This window comes from Microbacterium sp. NPDC028030, from assembly GCF_040637855.1.
Lineage (GTDB): Bacteria > Actinomycetota > Actinomycetes > Actinomycetales > Microbacteriaceae > Microbacterium.
Genome location: NZ_JBEZXF010000003.1, coordinates 390,284 through 408,263, shown reverse-complemented (window position 1 = coordinate 408,263; position 17,980 = coordinate 390,284). Strand labels below are relative to the sequence as shown.

19 protein-coding genes are annotated in these 17,980 nt (G+C 69.8%); 14 read left to right on the top strand and 5 right to left on the bottom strand.

Features of this window, described 5'->3' with window-relative positions; genetic code table 11:
* Positions 1-6: 6 nt before the first annotated feature.
* The 8 genes from AB0E56_RS16420 (at position 7) to AB0E56_RS16385 (ending at position 7,421) form a co-directional block, all read left to right on the top strand.
* Entirely contained in the window at positions 7-1,161 is a 1,155-nt protein-coding gene (locus AB0E56_RS16420) for an AMP-binding protein (RefSeq protein ID WP_359800763.1), read from the top strand.
* Between the two features lie 41 nt (positions 1,162-1,202).
* Positions 1,203-1,994, top strand: coding sequence for a class I SAM-dependent methyltransferase (locus AB0E56_RS16415; protein WP_359800762.1), 792 nt, complete (start codon positions 1,203-1,205; stop codon positions 1,992-1,994).
* 61 nt (positions 1,995-2,055) lie between these two features.
* Positions 2,056-3,234: a histidine kinase gene (locus AB0E56_RS16410; protein ID WP_359800760.1), complete on the top strand. Its 1,179-nt coding sequence runs from the start codon at positions 2,056-2,058 to the stop codon at positions 3,232-3,234.
* On the top strand, positions 3,231-3,866 hold the full coding sequence (locus AB0E56_RS16405) for a response regulator transcription factor (RefSeq protein ID WP_359800758.1): 636 nt from the start codon (positions 3,231-3,233) through the stop codon (positions 3,864-3,866). The genes AB0E56_RS16410 and AB0E56_RS16405 overlap by 4 nt, the downstream gene beginning before the upstream one ends.
* 116 nt (positions 3,867-3,982) lie before the next feature.
* A complete protein-coding gene (locus AB0E56_RS16400) occupies positions 3,983-4,744 on the top strand; it encodes an ABC transporter ATP-binding protein (protein WP_359800756.1) in 762 nt (253 codons plus the stop codon).
* Positions 4,741-6,201, top strand: coding sequence for an ABC transporter permease (locus tag AB0E56_RS16395; protein WP_359800755.1), 1,461 nt, complete (start codon positions 4,741-4,743; stop codon positions 6,199-6,201). The genes AB0E56_RS16400 and AB0E56_RS16395 overlap by 4 nt, the downstream gene beginning before the upstream one ends.
* Positions 6,202-6,219: 18 nt before the next feature.
* The gene (locus AB0E56_RS16390) at positions 6,220-6,879 is read left to right on the top strand and encodes a 2-phosphosulfolactate phosphatase (protein WP_359800753.1); all 660 of its coding nucleotides are present in this window, start codon (positions 6,220-6,222) and stop codon (positions 6,877-6,879) included.
* Positions 6,880-6,944: 65 nt separating this feature from the next.
* Positions 6,945-7,421, top strand: coding sequence for a DUF3054 domain-containing protein (locus tag AB0E56_RS16385; protein ID WP_359800752.1), 477 nt, complete (start codon positions 6,945-6,947; stop codon positions 7,419-7,421).
* 7 nt (positions 7,422-7,428) lie between these two features.
* Here the strand turns inward: AB0E56_RS16385 and AB0E56_RS16380 are convergent, their stop codons facing one another.
* The 4 genes from AB0E56_RS16380 to AB0E56_RS16365 all read right to left on the bottom strand — a co-directional run bounded on the left by AB0E56_RS16380 (position 7,429) and on the right by AB0E56_RS16365 (position 10,794).
* On the bottom strand, positions 7,429-7,917 hold the full coding sequence (locus AB0E56_RS16380) for a SprT-like domain-containing protein (RefSeq protein WP_359800750.1): 489 nt from the start codon (positions 7,915-7,917) through the stop codon (positions 7,429-7,431).
* A gap of 44 nt (positions 7,918-7,961) precedes the next feature.
* On the bottom strand, positions 7,962-8,489 hold the full coding sequence (locus AB0E56_RS16375) for a hypothetical protein (RefSeq protein WP_183152020.1): 528 nt from the start codon (positions 8,487-8,489) through the stop codon (positions 7,962-7,964).
* A gap of 152 nt (positions 8,490-8,641) precedes the next feature.
* Positions 8,642-9,502: a fused MFS/spermidine synthase gene (locus AB0E56_RS16370; RefSeq protein ID WP_359800748.1), complete on the bottom strand. Its 861-nt coding sequence runs from the start codon at positions 9,500-9,502 to the stop codon at positions 8,642-8,644.
* A 29-nt stretch (positions 9,503-9,531) separates the two neighbouring features.
* Positions 9,532-10,794 carry an LCP family protein gene (locus AB0E56_RS16365; protein WP_359800746.1) on the bottom strand — a complete coding sequence of 421 codons (1,263 nt, stop codon included), beginning with the start codon at positions 10,792-10,794 and terminating at the stop codon, positions 9,532-9,534.
* 188 nt (positions 10,795-10,982) lie between these two features.
* Between AB0E56_RS16365 and AB0E56_RS16360 the strand changes: the two genes are divergently transcribed.
* The 6 genes from AB0E56_RS16360 (at position 10,983) to AB0E56_RS16335 (ending at position 17,005) form a co-directional block, all read left to right on the top strand.
* The gene (locus tag AB0E56_RS16360; protein ID WP_359800743.1) at positions 10,983-11,213 is read left to right on the top strand and encodes a hypothetical protein; all 231 of its coding nucleotides are present in this window, start codon (positions 10,983-10,985) and stop codon (positions 11,211-11,213) included.
* Between the two features lie 293 nt (positions 11,214-11,506).
* Entirely contained in the window at positions 11,507-12,796 is a 1,290-nt protein-coding gene (locus tag AB0E56_RS16355) for a sugar ABC transporter substrate-binding protein (RefSeq protein WP_359800742.1), read from the top strand.
* A gap of 15 nt (positions 12,797-12,811) precedes the next feature.
* Positions 12,812-13,786 carry a sugar ABC transporter permease gene (locus tag AB0E56_RS16350; RefSeq protein ID WP_183152023.1) on the top strand — a complete coding sequence of 325 codons (975 nt, stop codon included), beginning with the start codon at positions 12,812-12,814 and terminating at the stop codon, positions 13,784-13,786.
* Positions 13,783-14,616 carry a carbohydrate ABC transporter permease gene (locus AB0E56_RS16345; RefSeq protein WP_359800740.1) on the top strand — a complete coding sequence of 278 codons (834 nt, stop codon included), beginning with the start codon at positions 13,783-13,785 and terminating at the stop codon, positions 14,614-14,616. The genes AB0E56_RS16350 and AB0E56_RS16345 overlap by 4 nt, the downstream gene beginning before the upstream one ends.
* Positions 14,613-16,124, top strand: a complete 1,512-nt coding sequence (locus AB0E56_RS16340) for a glycoside hydrolase family 3 N-terminal domain-containing protein (RefSeq protein ID WP_359800738.1) — start codon at positions 14,613-14,615, stop codon at positions 16,122-16,124. Before AB0E56_RS16345 ends, AB0E56_RS16340 begins: the two co-directional genes overlap by 4 nt.
* A 14-nt stretch (positions 16,125-16,138) precedes the next feature.
* Entirely contained in the window at positions 16,139-17,005 is an 867-nt protein-coding gene (locus tag AB0E56_RS16335) for a MurR/RpiR family transcriptional regulator (RefSeq protein ID WP_359800735.1), read from the top strand.
* A 20-nt stretch (positions 17,006-17,025) separates the two neighbouring features.
* Here the strand turns inward: AB0E56_RS16335 and AB0E56_RS16330 are convergent, their stop codons facing one another.
* Positions 17,026-17,946: a sugar kinase gene (locus AB0E56_RS16330; RefSeq protein ID WP_359800733.1), complete on the bottom strand. Its 921-nt coding sequence runs from the start codon at positions 17,944-17,946 to the stop codon at positions 17,026-17,028.
* Positions 17,947-17,980: the final 34 nt, after the last annotated feature.

The window sequence follows — 17,980 nt, the reverse complement described above, 5'->3', positions numbered from 1 at the left end:
GCCCTCATGACCGCGCTGATCCCCACGGATGCCGAAGATCCGGATCTGCTGCGGGACGCCTTGCAACGCGCACTCGAAGGCGGACCGGCGCTCGGGCTGGGGATGGTCTCCGGCGCCCCCGAGAACGTGGCGGACGGCATCGCCGCCGTGATCGCCACCTCGGGGTCGAGCGGCATCCCGAAGCGGGTCGCGCTGAGCGGCGAGGCTCTTCGGGCCAGTGCCGAGGCGACAGCGGCGCGCATCGGGAGCGGACGCTGGCTGCTCGCGCTCCCTGCGGGGTACGTCGCCGGGCTCCAGGTGATCGTGCGCTCGATCCTCGCCGACACGCGCCCCGCGACGATCGAGGGCCGGTTCTCGCCCGAGTCCTTCGCGGAAGCCACGCTCGGGATGCTGCGCCCGTCGTCGGGTGCCGGCCTCCCCGACCTGTTCACGTCACTGGTGCCCGCCCAGGTCGCCACGCTGCTCGATGCCGCAGACGACACCGCGGTGCGGGCGGCGCTCACGGCGTATCGCGCGATCCTGGTGGGCGGACAGTCTCTCCCGGAGCCGCTGCGCGAACGGGCGGCCGACCTCGGCGTGCGGCTCGTGCGCACGTACGGCTCGACCGAGACCAGCGGAGGGTGCGTGTACGACGGCGTGCCGCTCGATACGGTCGGGGTGCGCACCGTCGACGGAGAGCTGCGTATCGCCGGGCCCATGCTCGCAGAGGGCTACCTGGGCGACGGCTCGCTGACCGCGCGCACGTTCGTGCGTGACGAGCACGGCATCCGCTGGTACCGCACCGGCGACCTCGGCCTCGTGGAAGACGGCGTGGTGCGGGTGCATGGCCGCGCAGACAATGTGATCGTGTCGGGCGGCATCAACATCTCGCTCGACCGGGTGGAGCGGATCGTGCGGCGGATCGCGGGACTGCACGAGGCGGTCGTGGTCGGCGTGGAAGACGAGCGCTGGGGTGAGGCCTCAGTGATCGTGGCGGCGCGGGGAGAGGTGCTGCGACGCAGCGAGTCCGAGCAGCTGGCGCATGCGCGTGAGGCCGTGGCGGAAGAGCTGGGCAGACATGCGCGTCCGACCCGACTGATCGTGGTCGACGAGATCGACCTCCTGTCCTCCGGCAAGCCCGACCGAGAGGCGATCCGGCGAACCGTCGCCGACCTGCACTGATCGTCGAGGCCGCGGCGCGGAGCTCTGCCAGACTGAACCACATGGCCACCTATACGCATGGACACCACGAATCCGTCCTCCGCTCGCACAACGTGCGCGACATCGCGAACTCTGCGGCCTACCTTCGTCCGCACCTCACCGCGGCGACCAGGCTCCTCGACGTCGGGGCCGGGCCCGGCACCATCACGGTCGACTTCGCGGGAGTGGTCGCGCAGGTCACCGCTACCGAGATCGACGAGGACGCGCTCTCGCTGTCCCGCCGCCTCGCCGAGGAGCGGGGAGTCACCAACCTCGACTTCTCGGTGGAGGACGTGCATGCGCTGAGCTTCTCCGACGCCTCCTTCGACGTCGTGCACGCGCATCAGGTGCTGCAGCACGTCGGCGACCCCGTGCAGGCGCTGCGGGAGATGCGTCGCGTCACCGCGCCCGGCGGACTCGTCGCCGCCCGCGACGCCGACTACGCCGGGTTCCTCTGGTTCCCCGTTCTTCCCGAACTCGACCGGTGGCTCGCCCTGTACCGCGCGGCCGCGCACGCCAACGGCGGCGAACCCGATGCCGGGCGTCGACTGCTCGCATGGGCCCGTGCCGCCGGCTTCGAGGACGTCACGGCGACGGCATCCACCTGGTGCTACGCGTCCCCGGCGGAGCGTGCGTGGTGGGGTGGGATGTGGGCCGACCGCATCCTCGAGTCCGCGCTCGCCCGACAGCTCGTCGACAGCGACATGGCGAGTCCCGGCGATCTGCGGGACATCAGCGACGCGTGGAAGCGTTGGGCCGACGACGGCGACGGCTGGTTCCTGGTGCCGCACGGCGAGATCCTCGCCCGCGCCTGACCGACGACGGATACATCCCGCGACGGATGCTCGGGGAGAGGCGCTCGCGTAGCGTGGGGGAGTGATCCGCCCGCTCTCCCGCACGGCGCTGACCCTCGACATCGTCGGGGCGGCGCTGCTGTTCCTCGTCCTGCTGCCGATGTCGCTCGTGTTCTACGGGCCCAGCACGGGGAACACCGCGGTCGGCGGCGCGGCGGTCGTCGCGGTCGTCTTCGCGGGTGTGCTGATGTTCGGCGGTGTCGCGGTCGGGCGGCTCGTACCGGGGATCGCGCTCGCCGCGGCATGGGCGGGCGCCCTCCTGCAGATGCTGGCCGGCTTCGGTCCGCTGCCCATCGACTTCGCGATCCTCCTCGTGCTCTACGCCACGGCGGCATGGGGAACGAGACGCGTGCTCTGGTGGGGCTTCGGCTCCGCGCTCGTCGGCGGACTCATCGCTGCCCTCTACATGGTCGTGTTCAACGGTGTGGCCTTCGGCTCCGGCAGCGGGTGGGAGAAGGTCACGGCGGGCACGCTCCTCCTGGTCCTCTCGGTCATGGCCCTCGGATTCGCCTGGGTGTGCGGGCTCCTCTGGCGGGTCGTGCTGCGCTCACGCCGCACACGTGCGGCCCAACTGCAGGCCGAGTCCCTCGCGGTCGAGGAGCAGGAGCGAGTGCGTATCGCCCGTGACATGCACGACATCGTCGCGCACTCCCTCGCCGTCGTCATCGCGCAGGCGGACGGCGCGCGCTACGCGGCCGCGACGAAGCCCGAGATGGCGACCGAGGCGCTCGGCACCATCGCGCAGACGGCGCGCGGCGCCCTGAGCGACGTGCGGATGCTCCTCACCCAGCTCCGCCACCGACAGGGCGACGGCCCGCAGCCGACACTCGCCGACCTGGAGGCGCTCTTCGCGCAGGTCCGTCAGGCGGGGATCGAGCCGAGGGTCACGGTCGACCCCATGCCACCCGGCGAACCACCGGGCGCGATCCAGCTCGCGGTCTACCGCATCCTCCAGGAGGCGCTCACGAATGCGATCCGCCACGGCGACGGCGCCGTCGACGTGCACCTCGCCTGGCTCCCGGATCGGGTCGACATCGATGTGCGCAACACCATTCCGCGCGAGGCGACGACCACGGCGGGCGGCCACGGCCTGATCGGCATGCGTGAACGGGCGCAGCTCGTCGGCGGTAGTCTTCAGGCCGAGCGCCGAGGGGCGCAGTTCGTCGTCCACGCCTCGCTTCCGATCGGAGCCACCGAATGATCCGTGTCGTGCTCGTCGACGACCAGGCGCTGTTCCGCGCCGGTATCAGGATGCTCGTGGCCTCGCAGCCCGACCTCGAGGTGGTCGGCGAGGCGGGCAACGGTCAGGAGGCGCTCGAGGTCGTCCGCGCGGCGCGGCCCGATGTGGTGCTCATGGACATCCGGATGCCGGTTATGGACGGGCTCACCGCGACGGCCGAGATCCTCGCGCGTCCGGAGCCTCCGCGTGTGGTGATGCTCACCACGTTCGACCTCGACGAGGCCGCCGCGCGGGCGATCCGGCAGGGGGCGAGCGGCTTCCTCCTCAAGGACGCCGACCCCGAGTTCCTGCTCGCCGCGATCCGTACGGTGCACGCGGGGTCGAGCGTGATCGCGGCCTCCGCCACCCGTGACCTGTTCGCGCACTTCGCAGAGGCACCCACCCCTCCGCCGCCGCAGTACGCCACGCTCACCGACCGCGAGAAGGAGATCTTCGCGCTCGCGGCGCGAGGGCTTTCGAACGCCGAGATCGCCGGACGTGAATACCTCAGCGAAGCGACCGTGAAGACGCACATCAGCCGCATCCTCACCAAGCTCGCCCTGCGCGACCGCGTGCAGCTCGTGGTCTTCGCCTTCGAGCACGGTCTGGCCTGACATCCGGATCGTCGCGCGGTCGGTGAATCGCCACCCATGGGATCATCCTTCCGATGTACGGGGATGCGCCCGCAGGGCGATGACCGGCCCGGAGAGGTCGAAATAGCGTCGATGACATGGAGATCACGACCACCGACCTGGGCCTCGCCGCCCGCGTCCAGCACCTGAAGAAGACCTACGGCTCCGGCGAGGGCACGGTTCGTGCGCTCGACGATGTCAGCGTGGGCATCCGCCGCGGACAGTTCACCGCGATCATGGGCCCGTCCGGTTCGGGCAAGTCCACCCTTATGCACATCATGGCGGGGCTCGACAGCCCCTCGGAAGGGCGTGCCTGGATCGGCGACACCGAGATCACAGGTCTCGGCGACATCGACCTGACGATCCTGCGCCGCCGCCGTGTCGGCTTCATCTTCCAGGCCTTCAACCTCGTGCCGACGCTCGACGCGCTCGGCAACATCATGCTCCCGTTCGAGCTCGACGGACGCCGCCCCAGTGCGATCGAGCGGGCCCGCATCGACGGACTCGTCGAGACGCTCGGCCTCGGCTCACGCCTGAGCCACCGCCCGCATCAGCTCTCCGGCGGACAGCAGCAGCGCGTGGCGATCGCCCGTGCGCTGGCCACGGCGCCCGACCTGGTGTTCGCCGACGAGCCGACGGGCAACCTCGACTCCAAGACGGGGCGCGAGGTGCTGCGCCTTCTCGCCACCGCGAGCCGGGAGCACGGGCAGTCGATCGCCATGGTCACGCACGACGCGATCGCCGCGAGCCACGCCGACCGGGTGCTCTACCTGGGCGACGGCCGGATCGTCGCCGACCACCCGCGTCAGAGCGCGGAGGAGATCTCCGCGTACATGCTCGCCGCGGAGGTGGCGGCATGACCGCCGTCGCGACCGTCGTCCCCGAGACGCGGGCGACCGGACCACGGCTGGCCTGGCTGCGTGACCGCGGCATGGGCGCCAGCATCCTGGTGGCCGCCCTGTCCGCCGCGTTCGGCGTGCTCCTGGTCGAGATCACCGCCTACATCGGCGCGGTGCTGCAGGCCGACCCCTTCATCGGAGACAGCGAGACGCTCGCCTTCGTCGTGGCGCTGCTGTCGGTGCTGCTGACTGTCGTCGCGATGTACGTCGCCGCGATCGTCACCGCCAACACGTTCTCGACGATCATCGCCGGGCGCACCAGGCAGATCGCGCTCCTGCGCCTCATCGGAGCCACGGCGCGCTCGCAGCGGGCGCAGGTCGGCAGGCAGGGGCTCGTCGTCGGCGTGCTCGGCGCGGCGATCGGGCTCCTCGCCGGTCTGCTGCTCGCGACGCTCGGAGTGCAGCTCGGAGCGCAGATCATCGACAACGCTCCCGCCTCGTTCTCCCTCGCGCAGCCGTTCATCGCGTTGCCGGCGGTCGGTGTCGCGCTCACCACGTGGGCCGCAGCGTGGGCGGGGTCGCGGCGTGTCCTCTCGGTGACCCCGCTGCAGGCCCTCGGCGGATCGGTCGAGCGCACGCACGACGAGGTCTCCGGCAAGCCGGGCCGGCACATCGGCGCCTGGGTCCTGCTGGCGACCGGCGCCGCACTGCTCGCGGGGGGTGTGCTGGTCGGCCTGATGACTCCGCTCGGTGTCGTGGTCGCGTTCTTCGGCGGCGTGCTCTCGTTCACGGGTCTGGCTCTCGGCTCGGTGCTGTTCATGCCGCCGATCCTGCGTCTGGTGGGGCGGATGTTCGGCTCGAGCGCGACGGCCCGCCTCGCGGCCGAGAACGCGCTGCGCTACCCGGAGCGTTCGTCGCGCATGGCGATCGGCGTCGTGATGGGCGTGACGCTGGTGACGATGTTCGCGGTGGCGCTCGAATCGGCCAAGCGTCTGATGATGAGTCAGGTCACGGGCGACGTGCCAGAGGAGTTCTTTGCGCCGATGGATGCCTTCGCCGCGATCATGATGGTGCTCGTCGCGGTGTCCGCCGTGATCGCCGCCGTCGGCCTCGTCAACCTGCTCACGATCGGCGTCGTGCAGCGTCGTCGCGAACTCGGCCTGCTGCGGTCGATCGGGCTGTCCAACCGGCAGGTGCGGCGGATGGTCCTGCTCGAGGCCACCCACATCACGGTCGCCGCCACCCTGACGGGTCTGGTGCTGGGCGTCGTGTACGGCTGGATCGCCGCGCAGTCGCTGCTCGGCTCGGTGCCGACGCTGCCCGACTTCGTCCCTGCGGGGCTCGTGGCGCCGCAGATCCCGTGGCTCCCTGTCGCGATCATCGTCGCGGCGACGGCAGTGCTCACGCTGGTGGCTGCTGCCGCGCCGACCCGGCTCGCCACGCGCGTCGCTCCGGTCGAGGCGCTCGCGGCGGACTGACGCCTCTAGGCTGGTCGAATGCCGTCGCCGTTCGATCAGTCCACGTATCAGGTCCGCCTCGACTGGGGCACAGCGGGTCTCGCCCGGCTCGCCGCCAGTGACGTCGTCATCGTCGTGGATGTGCTGCGGTTCTCCTCCACCGTGATCGATGCGGTGGCGTCCGGAACCGAGGTCGCGCTGGCGGAGGCCGAGGGGTGGTCGCGGAACGGCGCGGCCCTCGCGTCCGCGGTCTCCGCCGAGGCGACGGTGCTCGTCGGCGGCATCCGCAACGCGTCTGCTGTGGCCAGGGCCGTGCAGACGATCCAGGAGCGCCGGCAGGCCAGGACGTCGGTCGCGGTCATCGCTGCGGGCGAGGCCGACGCGGCGGGCGCCCTGCGGTTCGCCGTCGAGGATCAGCTCGGCGCTGGTGCGATCATCCTGGCGCTCTCGGATCGGGGCATCGATCACACGGCACCCGATGCCGCGGTCGCGGCCGAAGGGTTCCGGGCCCTCCGCAGCGCGGTGCGGCACATGGTCGGCGCGAGCGGCTCCGGCCGCGAACTCGCCGTCGGCGTCGAGGCGACAGCTCGCATCGAAGCATCCGGCCTGGTGCCGACGAGCACAGCCGACGCCGCCGTGCTCGATGCCGTAGACGTGGTCCCGGTGCTGCGCCAGGGGTCGTTCGTCCGCTTCGACTGACGCCGATCTGCGCCGCATGCCGCGGGGGAGGCTGTGGTTCCGTCGTCGGCACGTAGGGTCGTGGCATGAGGTACCTTCCCGCCGTCATCGTCGACATCGTGCTCGTGCTCGTCTTCGCTGCGATCGGTCGTGCATCGCACGACGAGGACGCGGGAGGGTTCCTGCTCACCGCATGGCCCTTCCTGATCGCCCTGGTCGTCGGGCATCTGCTCGCGGCGCTGCTGCCGGGCAGGCCTCGCCGACCCTGGTCGATCCTGTGGGGCGTGGTCGTGTGGATCGTCACGGTCGCCGGCGGGATGCTCATCCGCGTGCTCAGCGGCGATACGGCCGAGGTGCCGTTCATCATCGTGGCGACGATCGTGCTGGGAGTGTTCCTCGTCGGCTGGCGTGCGATCACGGCGCTGCTGCGTCGCCGCCGCAGCGCTGCGCAAGGGCACGACGACATCCTCGACGTCCACGACGATACTGCGGACGCACGCGATGACGCCGTGGACGGCTCTGTCGGGAGTGCGCCCGACAGCCCGGAGAACCCGGACCGCTGAGTCCGGATCAGCGCGGCAGCTGGGCCGCGAGCCTCGCGTCGGTCGTGATCTCGCGACGTGTCCAGGAGAACAGGTGCCTGGCATCGTACGTGCGCGAGCAGCGTGCGCAGGATGTGGGACGCGTCGGTCGGCGATGCCGGTAGGTCACATGCCCCGCAGGGCAACTGCCCACCCACGGGGCGAGTTCGACGGCGGTCTCACCGTGATGCGTCGTACCACCCACATAGCCGAGATCACGCGCGAGGCGTTTCCAAGTCGGCCCGTGCGCGGCTGCGTGGCCGGCGAGAGCGTGGGCGACCTCGTGCAGCAGGACCTGATGGATGTCGTCGTCCTCGAACCGCGCCGCCAGATAGCGCGACACCGTGATGCGCTTCTTCGTGTAGTCGCACTGCCCCGCGCGCCGCTTGGCATTGTCGAAGCCGAAGGTCCAGCTGTCGTCGAGATGCAACGAGATGAGTGCTTCGCCCCAGACGCGCACACGATCGAGTTCCGCCATGCGCTCAGGCTAAGCCATGCGACCGACATCGCGGTCGCAGGGGCTCATCCGGCGACGAGTTGCGACGGACGCCGCCGTTCGGCCGCTTCGATCGCGAGCAGCGCGGTCTCGAGCTCACTGTCTTCGGCACCGGACTCCCGCCGCAGGAACAGCGAGAGCTTGAAGCTCTCCCGCGCGGTCTCGTAGTCCCCGGCGTCGTAGGCGTTCTTGCCGTGATGCTGGTACGCGAAGGCGGCGATCGACAGCCATCGCTGCCCTTCGGCCTCGGTCGCGCACGTCGCCAGTTCTTGCTCGGCGGCAGCATGGGCGCCGCGATACTGCAGGATCGTCGCGTGCAGGACCCGGGCGCGCAGCACGTCCTTGCGGGTTCCGGCCATACGGGCCTGGCGCACGGCTTCGTCGGCCAGTGCGAGGGCCTCATCGAGGCGGCCGAGCACCTTGAGCAGCCAGACGCGCTCCAGTAGTGCGGGCAGGCTGCGCTGCGATTCGATCTCCGCGAGACGGGTCGCGCACTCGTCGAGATCGACCACCTCGCGGAGGGTCTCCTGGTCGTATCCCCGGATGAAACTCATTGCTCTCCTTCCGCAGCGTCCCCGTCCAGTGTGCCTTCCCGGTGCGCGGTCGTCGGGGCGGCGCGCCCTGCTCACCGCATCCGGTCCGCGACACGCCGCACAGTGCTCCGCATCGGCAGGGTCGGAGCCGCGCTCCCGTCACGTCGGGCCACTCAGCGCAGGAACAGCGAGGCGTCGGGTCGCGGCGAGGCCACGGCATCCGTGTCCGTGACGACCCGCGCTCCCTCGACGAAGGTGCTGACCTCGGCGCCCTGCGCGATCTTCGCGGGATGCGGACCGGCCGCAAGCATGCGCGGCAGCCACTCGGTCGGGAGGGGAGAGGCGGATGCGGCGATCACGAGGTTGCCGAACCGGCGTCCCTTGAGCACTTGGGTGTCGGCCAGGACGGCGATCTCGGGCAGCACGGCTGCGATGGTCGCCGCCTGACGACGCGCGAACGCGAGGCCGGGGCCGTCGGCGACGTTCACGAGGAGCACGCCGTGCGGAGCGAGCAGCTCGGCGAGCTCGCGATAGAACTCCACGCTCGTCAGATGCGCTGGCGTCTGCGCGCCGGAGTAGACATCCGAGACGACGAGGTCGCAGTTCGCACGCAGGGCGCCGGGCAGTCGGCGCACCCCCTCGCGGGCGTCGCCGATCCTGATGCGGATGGCCGCCCCCTTCGGGAGGGGAAGGTGCTCCCTGACCAGCTGCGCGAGCGGCGCCTCGAGCTCGATCACCTGTTGCCGGGAGCCCGGTCGCGTGGCGTCGATGTAGCGGGGGATGGTCAGCGCACCTGCCCCCAGATGCACCGCGGTGAGGGGGCCTTCGGGGAGCTGGTCGATGACCGCCCCCATGCGGACGATGTACTCGAAGTGGAGGTGCGTCGGATCGTCGAGGTCGACGTGCGATTGCGGGGTGTCGTCGACGATGAGCTCGAAGCCGCTCGTGAACTCCGACGGCACGACACGCGCGATGCCGCCGTGATCGAGGCGAGCCTGCGGATGCTCGGTGTCTCGCGTTCGCGTGCGACCCATGGCCCGAGCCTACGCCGTGAGGACGCGCCTCAGTTCAGACGGCCGTTCGCGCAGGTCTCCTGCTCGAGGGACTGCCCGGAGATGTCGGGCGGCAGTGTGGTCCTGACCTCGGGGGCCGCCGTCTCCGTGCCGGGTGTCGGCTCCGCAGTGGTGCCGTCACCCGGTGCGGGCGTGGCGAGGGTGACTCCGCGATGAGTGGCGACGTCGCCCGTGAGCTGCAGCGGCTGACCCGACTTGACGGCAGCCCACAGCTGCTCGGCGGCTGCTTCGTTCGGCACCACCTTGTCGTCGTCGTCGGGATCGGTCACGTTCGGGTACTGCACGAACACGAAGTCGCTGAATCGCACATCCTTGAGCGCGAGTGCGAGCTGAGCGAGACGCACGGGGTTGCTCAGCTCATCGCTCGGGTCGATGTTCTCCGCGATCGCGTCTGCGAGCCGCAGCACCTTCGGTACGTCGGTCAGCGTCTCTTCGCTGAGCACCTTCTTCGCCAACCGGGACATGTACTGCTGTTGGTTCGAGATGCGGGCGAGGTCGCTCTCGTCGCCGACGCCATGTCGGGTGCGGATGAACTGCAGGGCCTCGACGCCGGACACCGTGCGCATCCCCGCAGGCCAGTCGATGCCGGTGTGCCGGTCGCGGATGCCTTCGCCCGCGATGCACACCTCGACGCCGCCGATCGCGTCGGTGACCTCCATGACCCCGTCGAAGCTGATCTTCGCGGCGTACTCGATCGGGATGTCGCCCATCTCGCTCACCGTCTTCGCCACGCAGGATAGACCGGCGTGCTCGAAGAGCGAGTTCATCGACGCCTTCCACATGGACGAGGCCACCGACCCGTCGGGGCGCGTGCACTCGGGGACCTCGACGCCGAGGTCGCGGGGGAGCGAGATGACGGTGACGTTGCGCGGCTCCGCCGACACGTGCACGAGCAGGTTCACGTCGTTTCGGCTCAGACCGTCGGCTTCGGAGCACCGCTCGGCGAACAGCGCTGTCGCCTTCGCCCCGCATTCGTCCGTCCCGATGATGAGGAGGTTGATCGCCTGATCTGCGGGGTACGCGCCGAGCGTCGGCGGGTCGACCTCGGGGGCTCCTTCCAGGGCGACGGCACCGTCCCCGACCCGGTTGAAGACGTCGATCACGAGGAACGCCGCGACGGCGACCGCAGAGACCACGACGACGCCGACGGCGATCCCGAGGAACTTGAGCACCGTCGAGAGGGCGCTGGGTGTCGGCAGGGTCGCATGGCGTGCGACCGTCGGGCGGTCGGCTTCGTCGTCGCGGCGGAGCATGCCGCGAGCCTACCGGCGGGGCTGCTCGACCCCGGGGACCTCGAGCCTGGGGAGTTCCTGGGAGAAGGCCGCGAGGCCACGATGTGACGTTTCGAACCGCTCGTCCAGGTAGTGTAATGTAACATTACACTGTGTGATTGTCGTAGCGTTCAAAGGAGAGCATTGTGGCTAGACGGACGAAATTACTCATGAGCGGGATGCTCGCAGCGGGCGCGATTGCGAGTGCTCTCTTCGGCGGTTCGGTGGCGACGGGCGTGGAGATCGGAACGCTGACCTTCGGCTCCGAGTACACGTGTCAGCACACTGTGCGCGACGCCATAGCCGAGGGCCAACTCGTGCGTCAGGGGTGCACCTATATCGGTCCGATGTTCTTGGGGTGGGCGACCGCGAGCGGACCGTGGATCGCGGTGATCGGTTGATCTCAGTCGATCAACCCCCGCCAACGACGAGAGGGCCCGGCGTCTGTACGCCGGGCCCTTTCGTCGTGCACGTGGCTCGTGGAACGGGAGAGATCGATGGCGGCGGGACGCTCGCCTCCCGCCGTCCCCCGTGGGGCACCGACTCAGCGGCTCGGCGCTGAAATCCGCGATGTTACGGGGATATGACGATTGTGGGAGGAACTTGCAGGTAATTAGTTAGTCGTGGATACTTTTTCCTAACCCCCGGTGAGTACCCGATGCCCGCCAGGACTTTCAAAGAGGAGATCCCCGCAATGCACAAGCGCATTCTTCCGGCCGTGGCGCTCGGCGCCGTGGCCACGCTCGCCCTCGCCGGCTGCGCCGGCGGCAGCGACAACGGCTCTGCTGACGGCGAGGGCCAGGAGCTCACCGTCTGGATCATGAAGGGCACCAACCCGGACGCGACCGCGTTCTACGACAAGGTGTCCGAGGCCTTCGAGAAGGAGACCGGCGCGACGGTCACCATCGAGGAGATCCAGTGGGCGGACGCCCACGACCGCTTCGTGACCTCGATCGCCGGTGGCACCACCCCCGACGTCGCCGAGACCGGCACCACCTGGACCGCCGAGTTCGCCGACGCCGGCGCGCTCCTCCCGCTCGACGAGTACGTCGACGCGGAAGACGGCCTGCGCGACGACCTCGTCGAGGGTCTCGAGGTCGCCGGCACGTACGAGGACGAGCTCTACGGCATGCCGTGGTACGCCGGCGTGCGTTCGCTCGTCTACCGTGCCGACGTGTTCGAGGAACTCGGCCTTGAGGTGCCGAAGACGTGGGACGACATCATCGCCGCTGGCGACGCGATCAAGGCCGCCAAGCCCGACATGCTGCCCTTCCCGGTTCCCGGCGACGCCGAGTTCCAGGTCTACCCCTGGGTCTGGGGCGCCGGCGGCGAGGTGGCCACCAAGGACGGAGACACCTGGACGAGCGAGCTCGACAGCGCCGAGTCGCAGGCCGGCATCGAGTTCTACACCGGACTCGCGACCGAGCACGGCTTCTCCTCCGCAGGTGCCACCACCTGGAAGGAGACCGACCTCAGCGATGCTTTCACGCAGGGCAACGTCGCCATGATGCTCTCGGGCTCGTGGACGCCGAACAAGCTCATCGAGGCGAACCCCGACCTCGAGGGCAAGATCGGCGCCGCGGTCATCCCCGGACAGGACGGCGGCATCGCTCCGTCGGTGCTCGGCGGATCGCACCTCTCGGTCTTCAACACGACCAAGAACGCTGACCTGGCGTGGAAGTTCGTCGAGCTCATGACCACCGGTGAGCTCGCCGAGCAGTGGTCGAACGAGACCGGATACTTCCCGGGCGTCCAGTCCGCGATGGAAGAGGCGCTGGCCTCGACCGACCCGCTCGTCGCACCGTTCGCCGAGCAGATGGTCGACGGCGGCGCATCCGTCCCGGTCACCCCGAACTTCGGCGCCGTCCAGGCGAAGAAGACGACCAACTCCATGATCCAGGCCATCCTCAGCGGGCAGAAGGACGTCGCGACCGCGACGAAGGACGCCTCCGCCGAGATGACGGACCTGCTCAACCAGAAGTAAGGAAGCACTCCTTCCATGTCGATGGTGCAAGCGCCACTGCCGGCCACGAAGGCGGAGTCCCCCTCCGCCTCCGTGGCCGGCGGCCGGAAGCGACGCGGTCTCTCGGCCGTCGCGGCCCGCCCCTGGCTCCTTCTCGCGCCCGGGCTGGCCATCCTCGCGGTGCTCATGCTCTGGCCGCTCGTCCAGGTGTTCATCTATTCGCTACAGGACTACGGTCTGCGCGAGATCAACACCGGGGAGAACAACTGGATCGGTCTCGACAACTACGTCGAGGCGCTCACCAACCCGACTCTCTGGACGGTGGTGCTGCCCAACACGGTCGGTTTCGCCGCCGTGGCGGTCTTCACGACCGTCGCACTGGGCACGCTCGTCGCCCTGCTGCTGGCGCGGCTTGGGACCACCTGGCGTGTCATCGTGTCCAGCTGCATCATGGTCGCCTGGGCGATGCCCGCCGTGACCGGCACCTACGTCTGGACCTTCATCTTCGACGCCGACCGCGGCATCTTCAACACCGTGCTGCGCGACCTCGGCCTCATGGACGACCCGGTCAACTGGTTCACCAACCAGTGGTCCTTCTACGCCATCGTCCTGCTGAACGTCGTCCACCACGGGTTCCCGTTCGTCGCGATCACGGTGCTCGCGGGTCTCCTCGGCGTCTCCAAGGAGATGCTCGAGGCCGCTGCCCTCGACGGCGCCGGAGCCTGGCGTCGCTTCTGGAAGATCATCTTCCCCACGCTCAAGCCCGTCTTCTCGGTCGTCATCATCCTGTCGACCATCTGGGACTTCAAGGTCTTCGCGCAGGTGTACCTCATGCCCGGCGGCGGCGGCGGAAACCGTCAGGTCCTGAACCTCGGCGTCTGGTCGTACGTGGAGTCCTTCGGCCAGAACCGCTACGGCTTCGGCGCCGCACTCGCCGTCCTGCTCACGCTCGTGCTGATCGGCATCACGATCGTCTACATCCGTTCCCTCATGAAGGAGGACGAGCTGTGAACCCGCGCCCTCGGCTCCGCTCGCGCATCGGACTCGGCATCGGCGTCGCCGCTGTCCTGATCTTCACACTGTTCCCCGTCTACTGGATGGTCTCCAGCGCGTTCGACGGCAAGGCCTCCAGCGGCGGCCAGTCGCTGCTCCCGCAGGAGTTCACGTGGGACAACTTCGCCTTCGTCCTCACCGACGGCGGCTTCGGCACCTACCTGCGCAATTCGGCGATCGTGGCGCTCGTCACGGTGCTCGTGAGCGCGCTCGTCTGTCTGCTCGCGGCCGTCGCCGTCGCGCGGTTCCGCTTCAAGTTCCGCACCACGATCCTGATGATGATCCTGATCGTGCAGATGGTGCCGCTCGAGGCGCTGGTGATCCCGCTCTTCCTCCAGGTCAAGAGCCTCGGCCTGCTCAACAGCATCCTCGGGCTCATGGTGGTCTACGTGGCGCTGTCGCTCGCGTTCGGCATCTGGATGCTGCGCGGGTTCGTCGCGGCGGTCCCGGTCGAGCTCGAAGAGGCCGCCTACATCGACGGAGCCAGCTGGTGGCGGATGTTCCGCTCGGTGCTGCTGCCCCTGGTCATGCCCGGCCTCGTCGCGACCAGCATCTTCAGCTTCATCACCGCGTGGAACGAGTTCATCTTCGCGATGACGATCCTCGGCGCGCAGACCGACCAGTACACGGTCTCGATCGGTCTGAAGTCGTTCTTCGGCCTGCACTCCAACGACTGGGGCAGCATCATGGCCGCGTCGACCATCATCACCGTCCCGGTCATGATCTTCTTCGTGCTGGTGCAGCGCAAGCTCGCCTCCGGCATGGTCGCGGGAGCGGTGAAGGGATGACCGACGACCTCGAGCGCCTCGCGAACGGCGTCCTGTGGCCGGGCTTCCTCGGCACGGAGGCGCCGCAGTGGCTGCGTGGCGAACTGCACGACGGCCTGGCCGGCGTCGTGTACTTCGGACAGAACGTCGGCGACGGTCTCCCCGCCCTCAGCGCCGAGATCCTCGCCGCGAACCCCGACGCACTGATCGGGATCGACGAGGAGGGTGGCAGCGTCACCCGACTCGAGTCCGCCACGGGGTCGACGGTTCCGGGGGCCGCGCAGCTGGGTCTCCTCGACGACTCGGCCGCGACGGAGCGCACCGGTGCCGAACTCGCCAGACGCGTGCGTGCGGTCGGCGCCAACGTGGTGCTCGGACCCGTCGCCGACGTCAACACCGACCCGCGCAACCCGGTGATCGGCGTGCGGGCGTTCGGCGACGACGAGGCGCTCGTCTCCCGGCACGTGATCGCGACGATCGACGGCATCCAGGATGCAGGGGTCGCCGCGTGCGTCAAGCACTTCCCCGGCCATGGCGACACCCACATGGACTCGCATCACGCCCTCCCCGAGATCACGCTCGATCTCGAGGAATTCGAGCGTGTGCACCTGGAGCCGTTCCGTGCGGCGGTCGACGCCGGCGTGGATGCCGTGATGACCGCACACATCGTGGTGCCAGCGTGGGGTCCGCAGCCCGCGACGCTCAACCCGCGCGTGCTCGGGATGCTGCGCGACTGGGGCTTCGACGGCGTGATCATCACCGATGCCCTCGACATGGCCGCCATCAGGGAGACCGTGGGGCTGGGCGGGGGAGCGGCCGCAGCCCTGGCCGCCGGTGCCGACCTCCTGTGCATCGGGAACCCGACCAACCCTGGCGACGCCGCGTCGGCCGATCAGGACGAGCGCGATTTCCACGCCACGAGGGACGGGATCGTCGCCGCGCTGCGTGACGGTTCGCTGTCGAGAGCCCGTGTCGAAGAGGCGGCTGCTCGGGTCGCCGCCCTGGCCGCCAAGCTCCGCGCCGCCGCAGAGCACCACCACGACGCTCACGACGATTTCGACGCTGCGGAGATCGTGCGTCGAACCGTCACCCTCGCCGGTGCTGCCCCCGAGGCGGCCACCGAACTCGCCGTCATCGATGCGCGCCGGCGCTCCACCCTGGCCGTGGACAGTGCGGGATCGTACGTGGCGAACGCGCTGGCCGACGGCGGTCTGCGGGTGCGACTCGACGTGGCCTCCACCTCCCTCGCGGAGCAGGACCGCGTGGTCGACGAGGTCGCCGCGGCCCCTGGCACGACGGTTGTGCTGATCGATCGGCCCGACACGGATGCCGCGCAGCGCGCGCTCGTCGAGCGGACAGCCGCCCGCGATCCCCGAGCCGTGGTGGTCAACGTCGGTCTCCCGACCCGGAGTGCCCTGCCGCTGCCGACGATCGAGGTCGCCGCAGCCAGTAGGCTCGGTGCGCAGACGGCGCGAGACGCACTCCTGGGGCGCTTCGCCGTGCAGCAGAGGATGACCAGCGCCGGCTGAGACAGGATCCCCCCATGGACGATGACGTTCTCGCTCGGGTGCGACGCTCCCTGCCGAAGGTGAGTGCTGCCGAGGCGCGCGTCGCCGAGACGATCCTCGGCGATCCGACACTCGTCGTCGACCTCGCGATCAACGACCTCGCTCAGCTGTGCCGCACGTCGCTGTCGACCGTCGCCCGCTACGCGCAGTCGCTGGGGTACAGCGGGTATCGCGAGCTCCGTGTGGCGGTCGCCCGCGCGATCACACTCGCGCAGGCACAGCAGGCGCGGTTCGGTCTCGACACCACGGCGATCGATCCCGACGACGGGCCAGCGGCGATCGCGGCGAAGCTCGCGGCGCAGGAGATCGATGCGATCGAGAAGACGGCCCTCGCTCTCGATCCCGTCGCGCTCGACCGTGTGGCTCGCGCCATCGTCGACGCGCGGCACATCGATCTGTTCGGGCAGGCGGCGTCTTCGCTCACCGCGCAGGACCTGCTGCTGAAGCTGTCTCGCATCGGCTGCTCGGTCTCGCATTCCCCGGATCCGCACCTCGCGGTGACGACGGCGTCGCTGCGGACGACGAAGGACGTGGCGATCGCGTTCTCCCACGGCGGCGAGACCGCAGAGACGCTGCGGGCGCTCGAGGTCGCGCGTGACGCCGGAGCGCTGGCGGTCGCCGTCACCAGCGTCGCCGACTCCCCTCTCGCGCTGGCGGCCGACGTCGTGCTGCTCACCCAGGCGCAGGAGTCGCCGTTCCGCATGGCCGCGATGTCGAGCCGCATCGCTCAGCTCGCGCTCGTCGACGTGCTCTTCGTGCGGGTCGTGCAGCACAGGGGCGAGCCCGTCGCCGTGTCGCTGCAGCGGACGCACGACGCGGTTCCGACACCGCGGCGCCCCTGACCCGCTGGACGACCGAAGGATCAGTCGACGTGGTCGCGGGTGCTCACGAGGGCTCTGGTCGCGATGCGATGCCCGCGGGCCAGGCTGCCCGTCAGGGAAAGGCCGGTGAGCACACCGGCGAGGAAGCCCGCTGCGAACGCATCGCCGGCGCCGATCGTCTCCACGACCGGCGTATCGAGCGCGTCGCTCTCGGCCGTCTCCGCTCCGTCGAAGGCGACCGCGCCGCGGGAGTCGGTGACCAGCAGATAGCGAGGGTGCGGGAAACGTGCGCGCAGTTCCTGTGGGTCGCTGGTGCCGAAGACCGCCTCGGCGTCAGGGCGCGTGCAGAAGACGACGTCTGCGCGGCCGGCGAAGTCGGACAGTATCGCCCTGCCCTCCGCCTCGCGGCCGCGCCAGAGCGCCGGGCGCCAGTTCAGATCGAAGCTGAGCAGTCGGTCGGGTCGCTCTTCGGCGAACAGCGCCTCTTGAGCGGCGAGGGTCGAGGCGGAGAGCGCGGGGGTGATCCCCGAGGTGTGCACGAGCGACGCCTCCGCGAGGAGCGCGGATGCCACCGGCCCCCTGAGCGTCTGCGGCGACAGCGCCGACGCCGCCGACCCTGACCGGTAGTAGTGCATCGTCCCGTCGACGGCGCCGTCCGTGCGCGCGGAGAGCTCCTTGACGTAGAGCCCGGTGGGTGCATCGTGGTCGATCTCCACCGCGGTGTCGTCCACACCGTGCGCGCGCAGCTCGGCGGTCAGGAATCGTCCGAAGCCGTCGTCGCCGACGCGGGACAGCACCGCGGTGCGGATGCCGGCGGACGCCAGCGCGATCGCGGTGTTCCACTCGGCCCCGGCCAGGGATCGATGGAAGGTCCGGCAGTCTTCCAGCGGTCCGGCGGAAGCGGCGACGAGGGCGACCATGCCCTCGCCGAAGCAGACGGCGAGCGGGGAGGAGACGGGCACGATCTGGACACTACCGGATCGGCCGCGGTCGCGC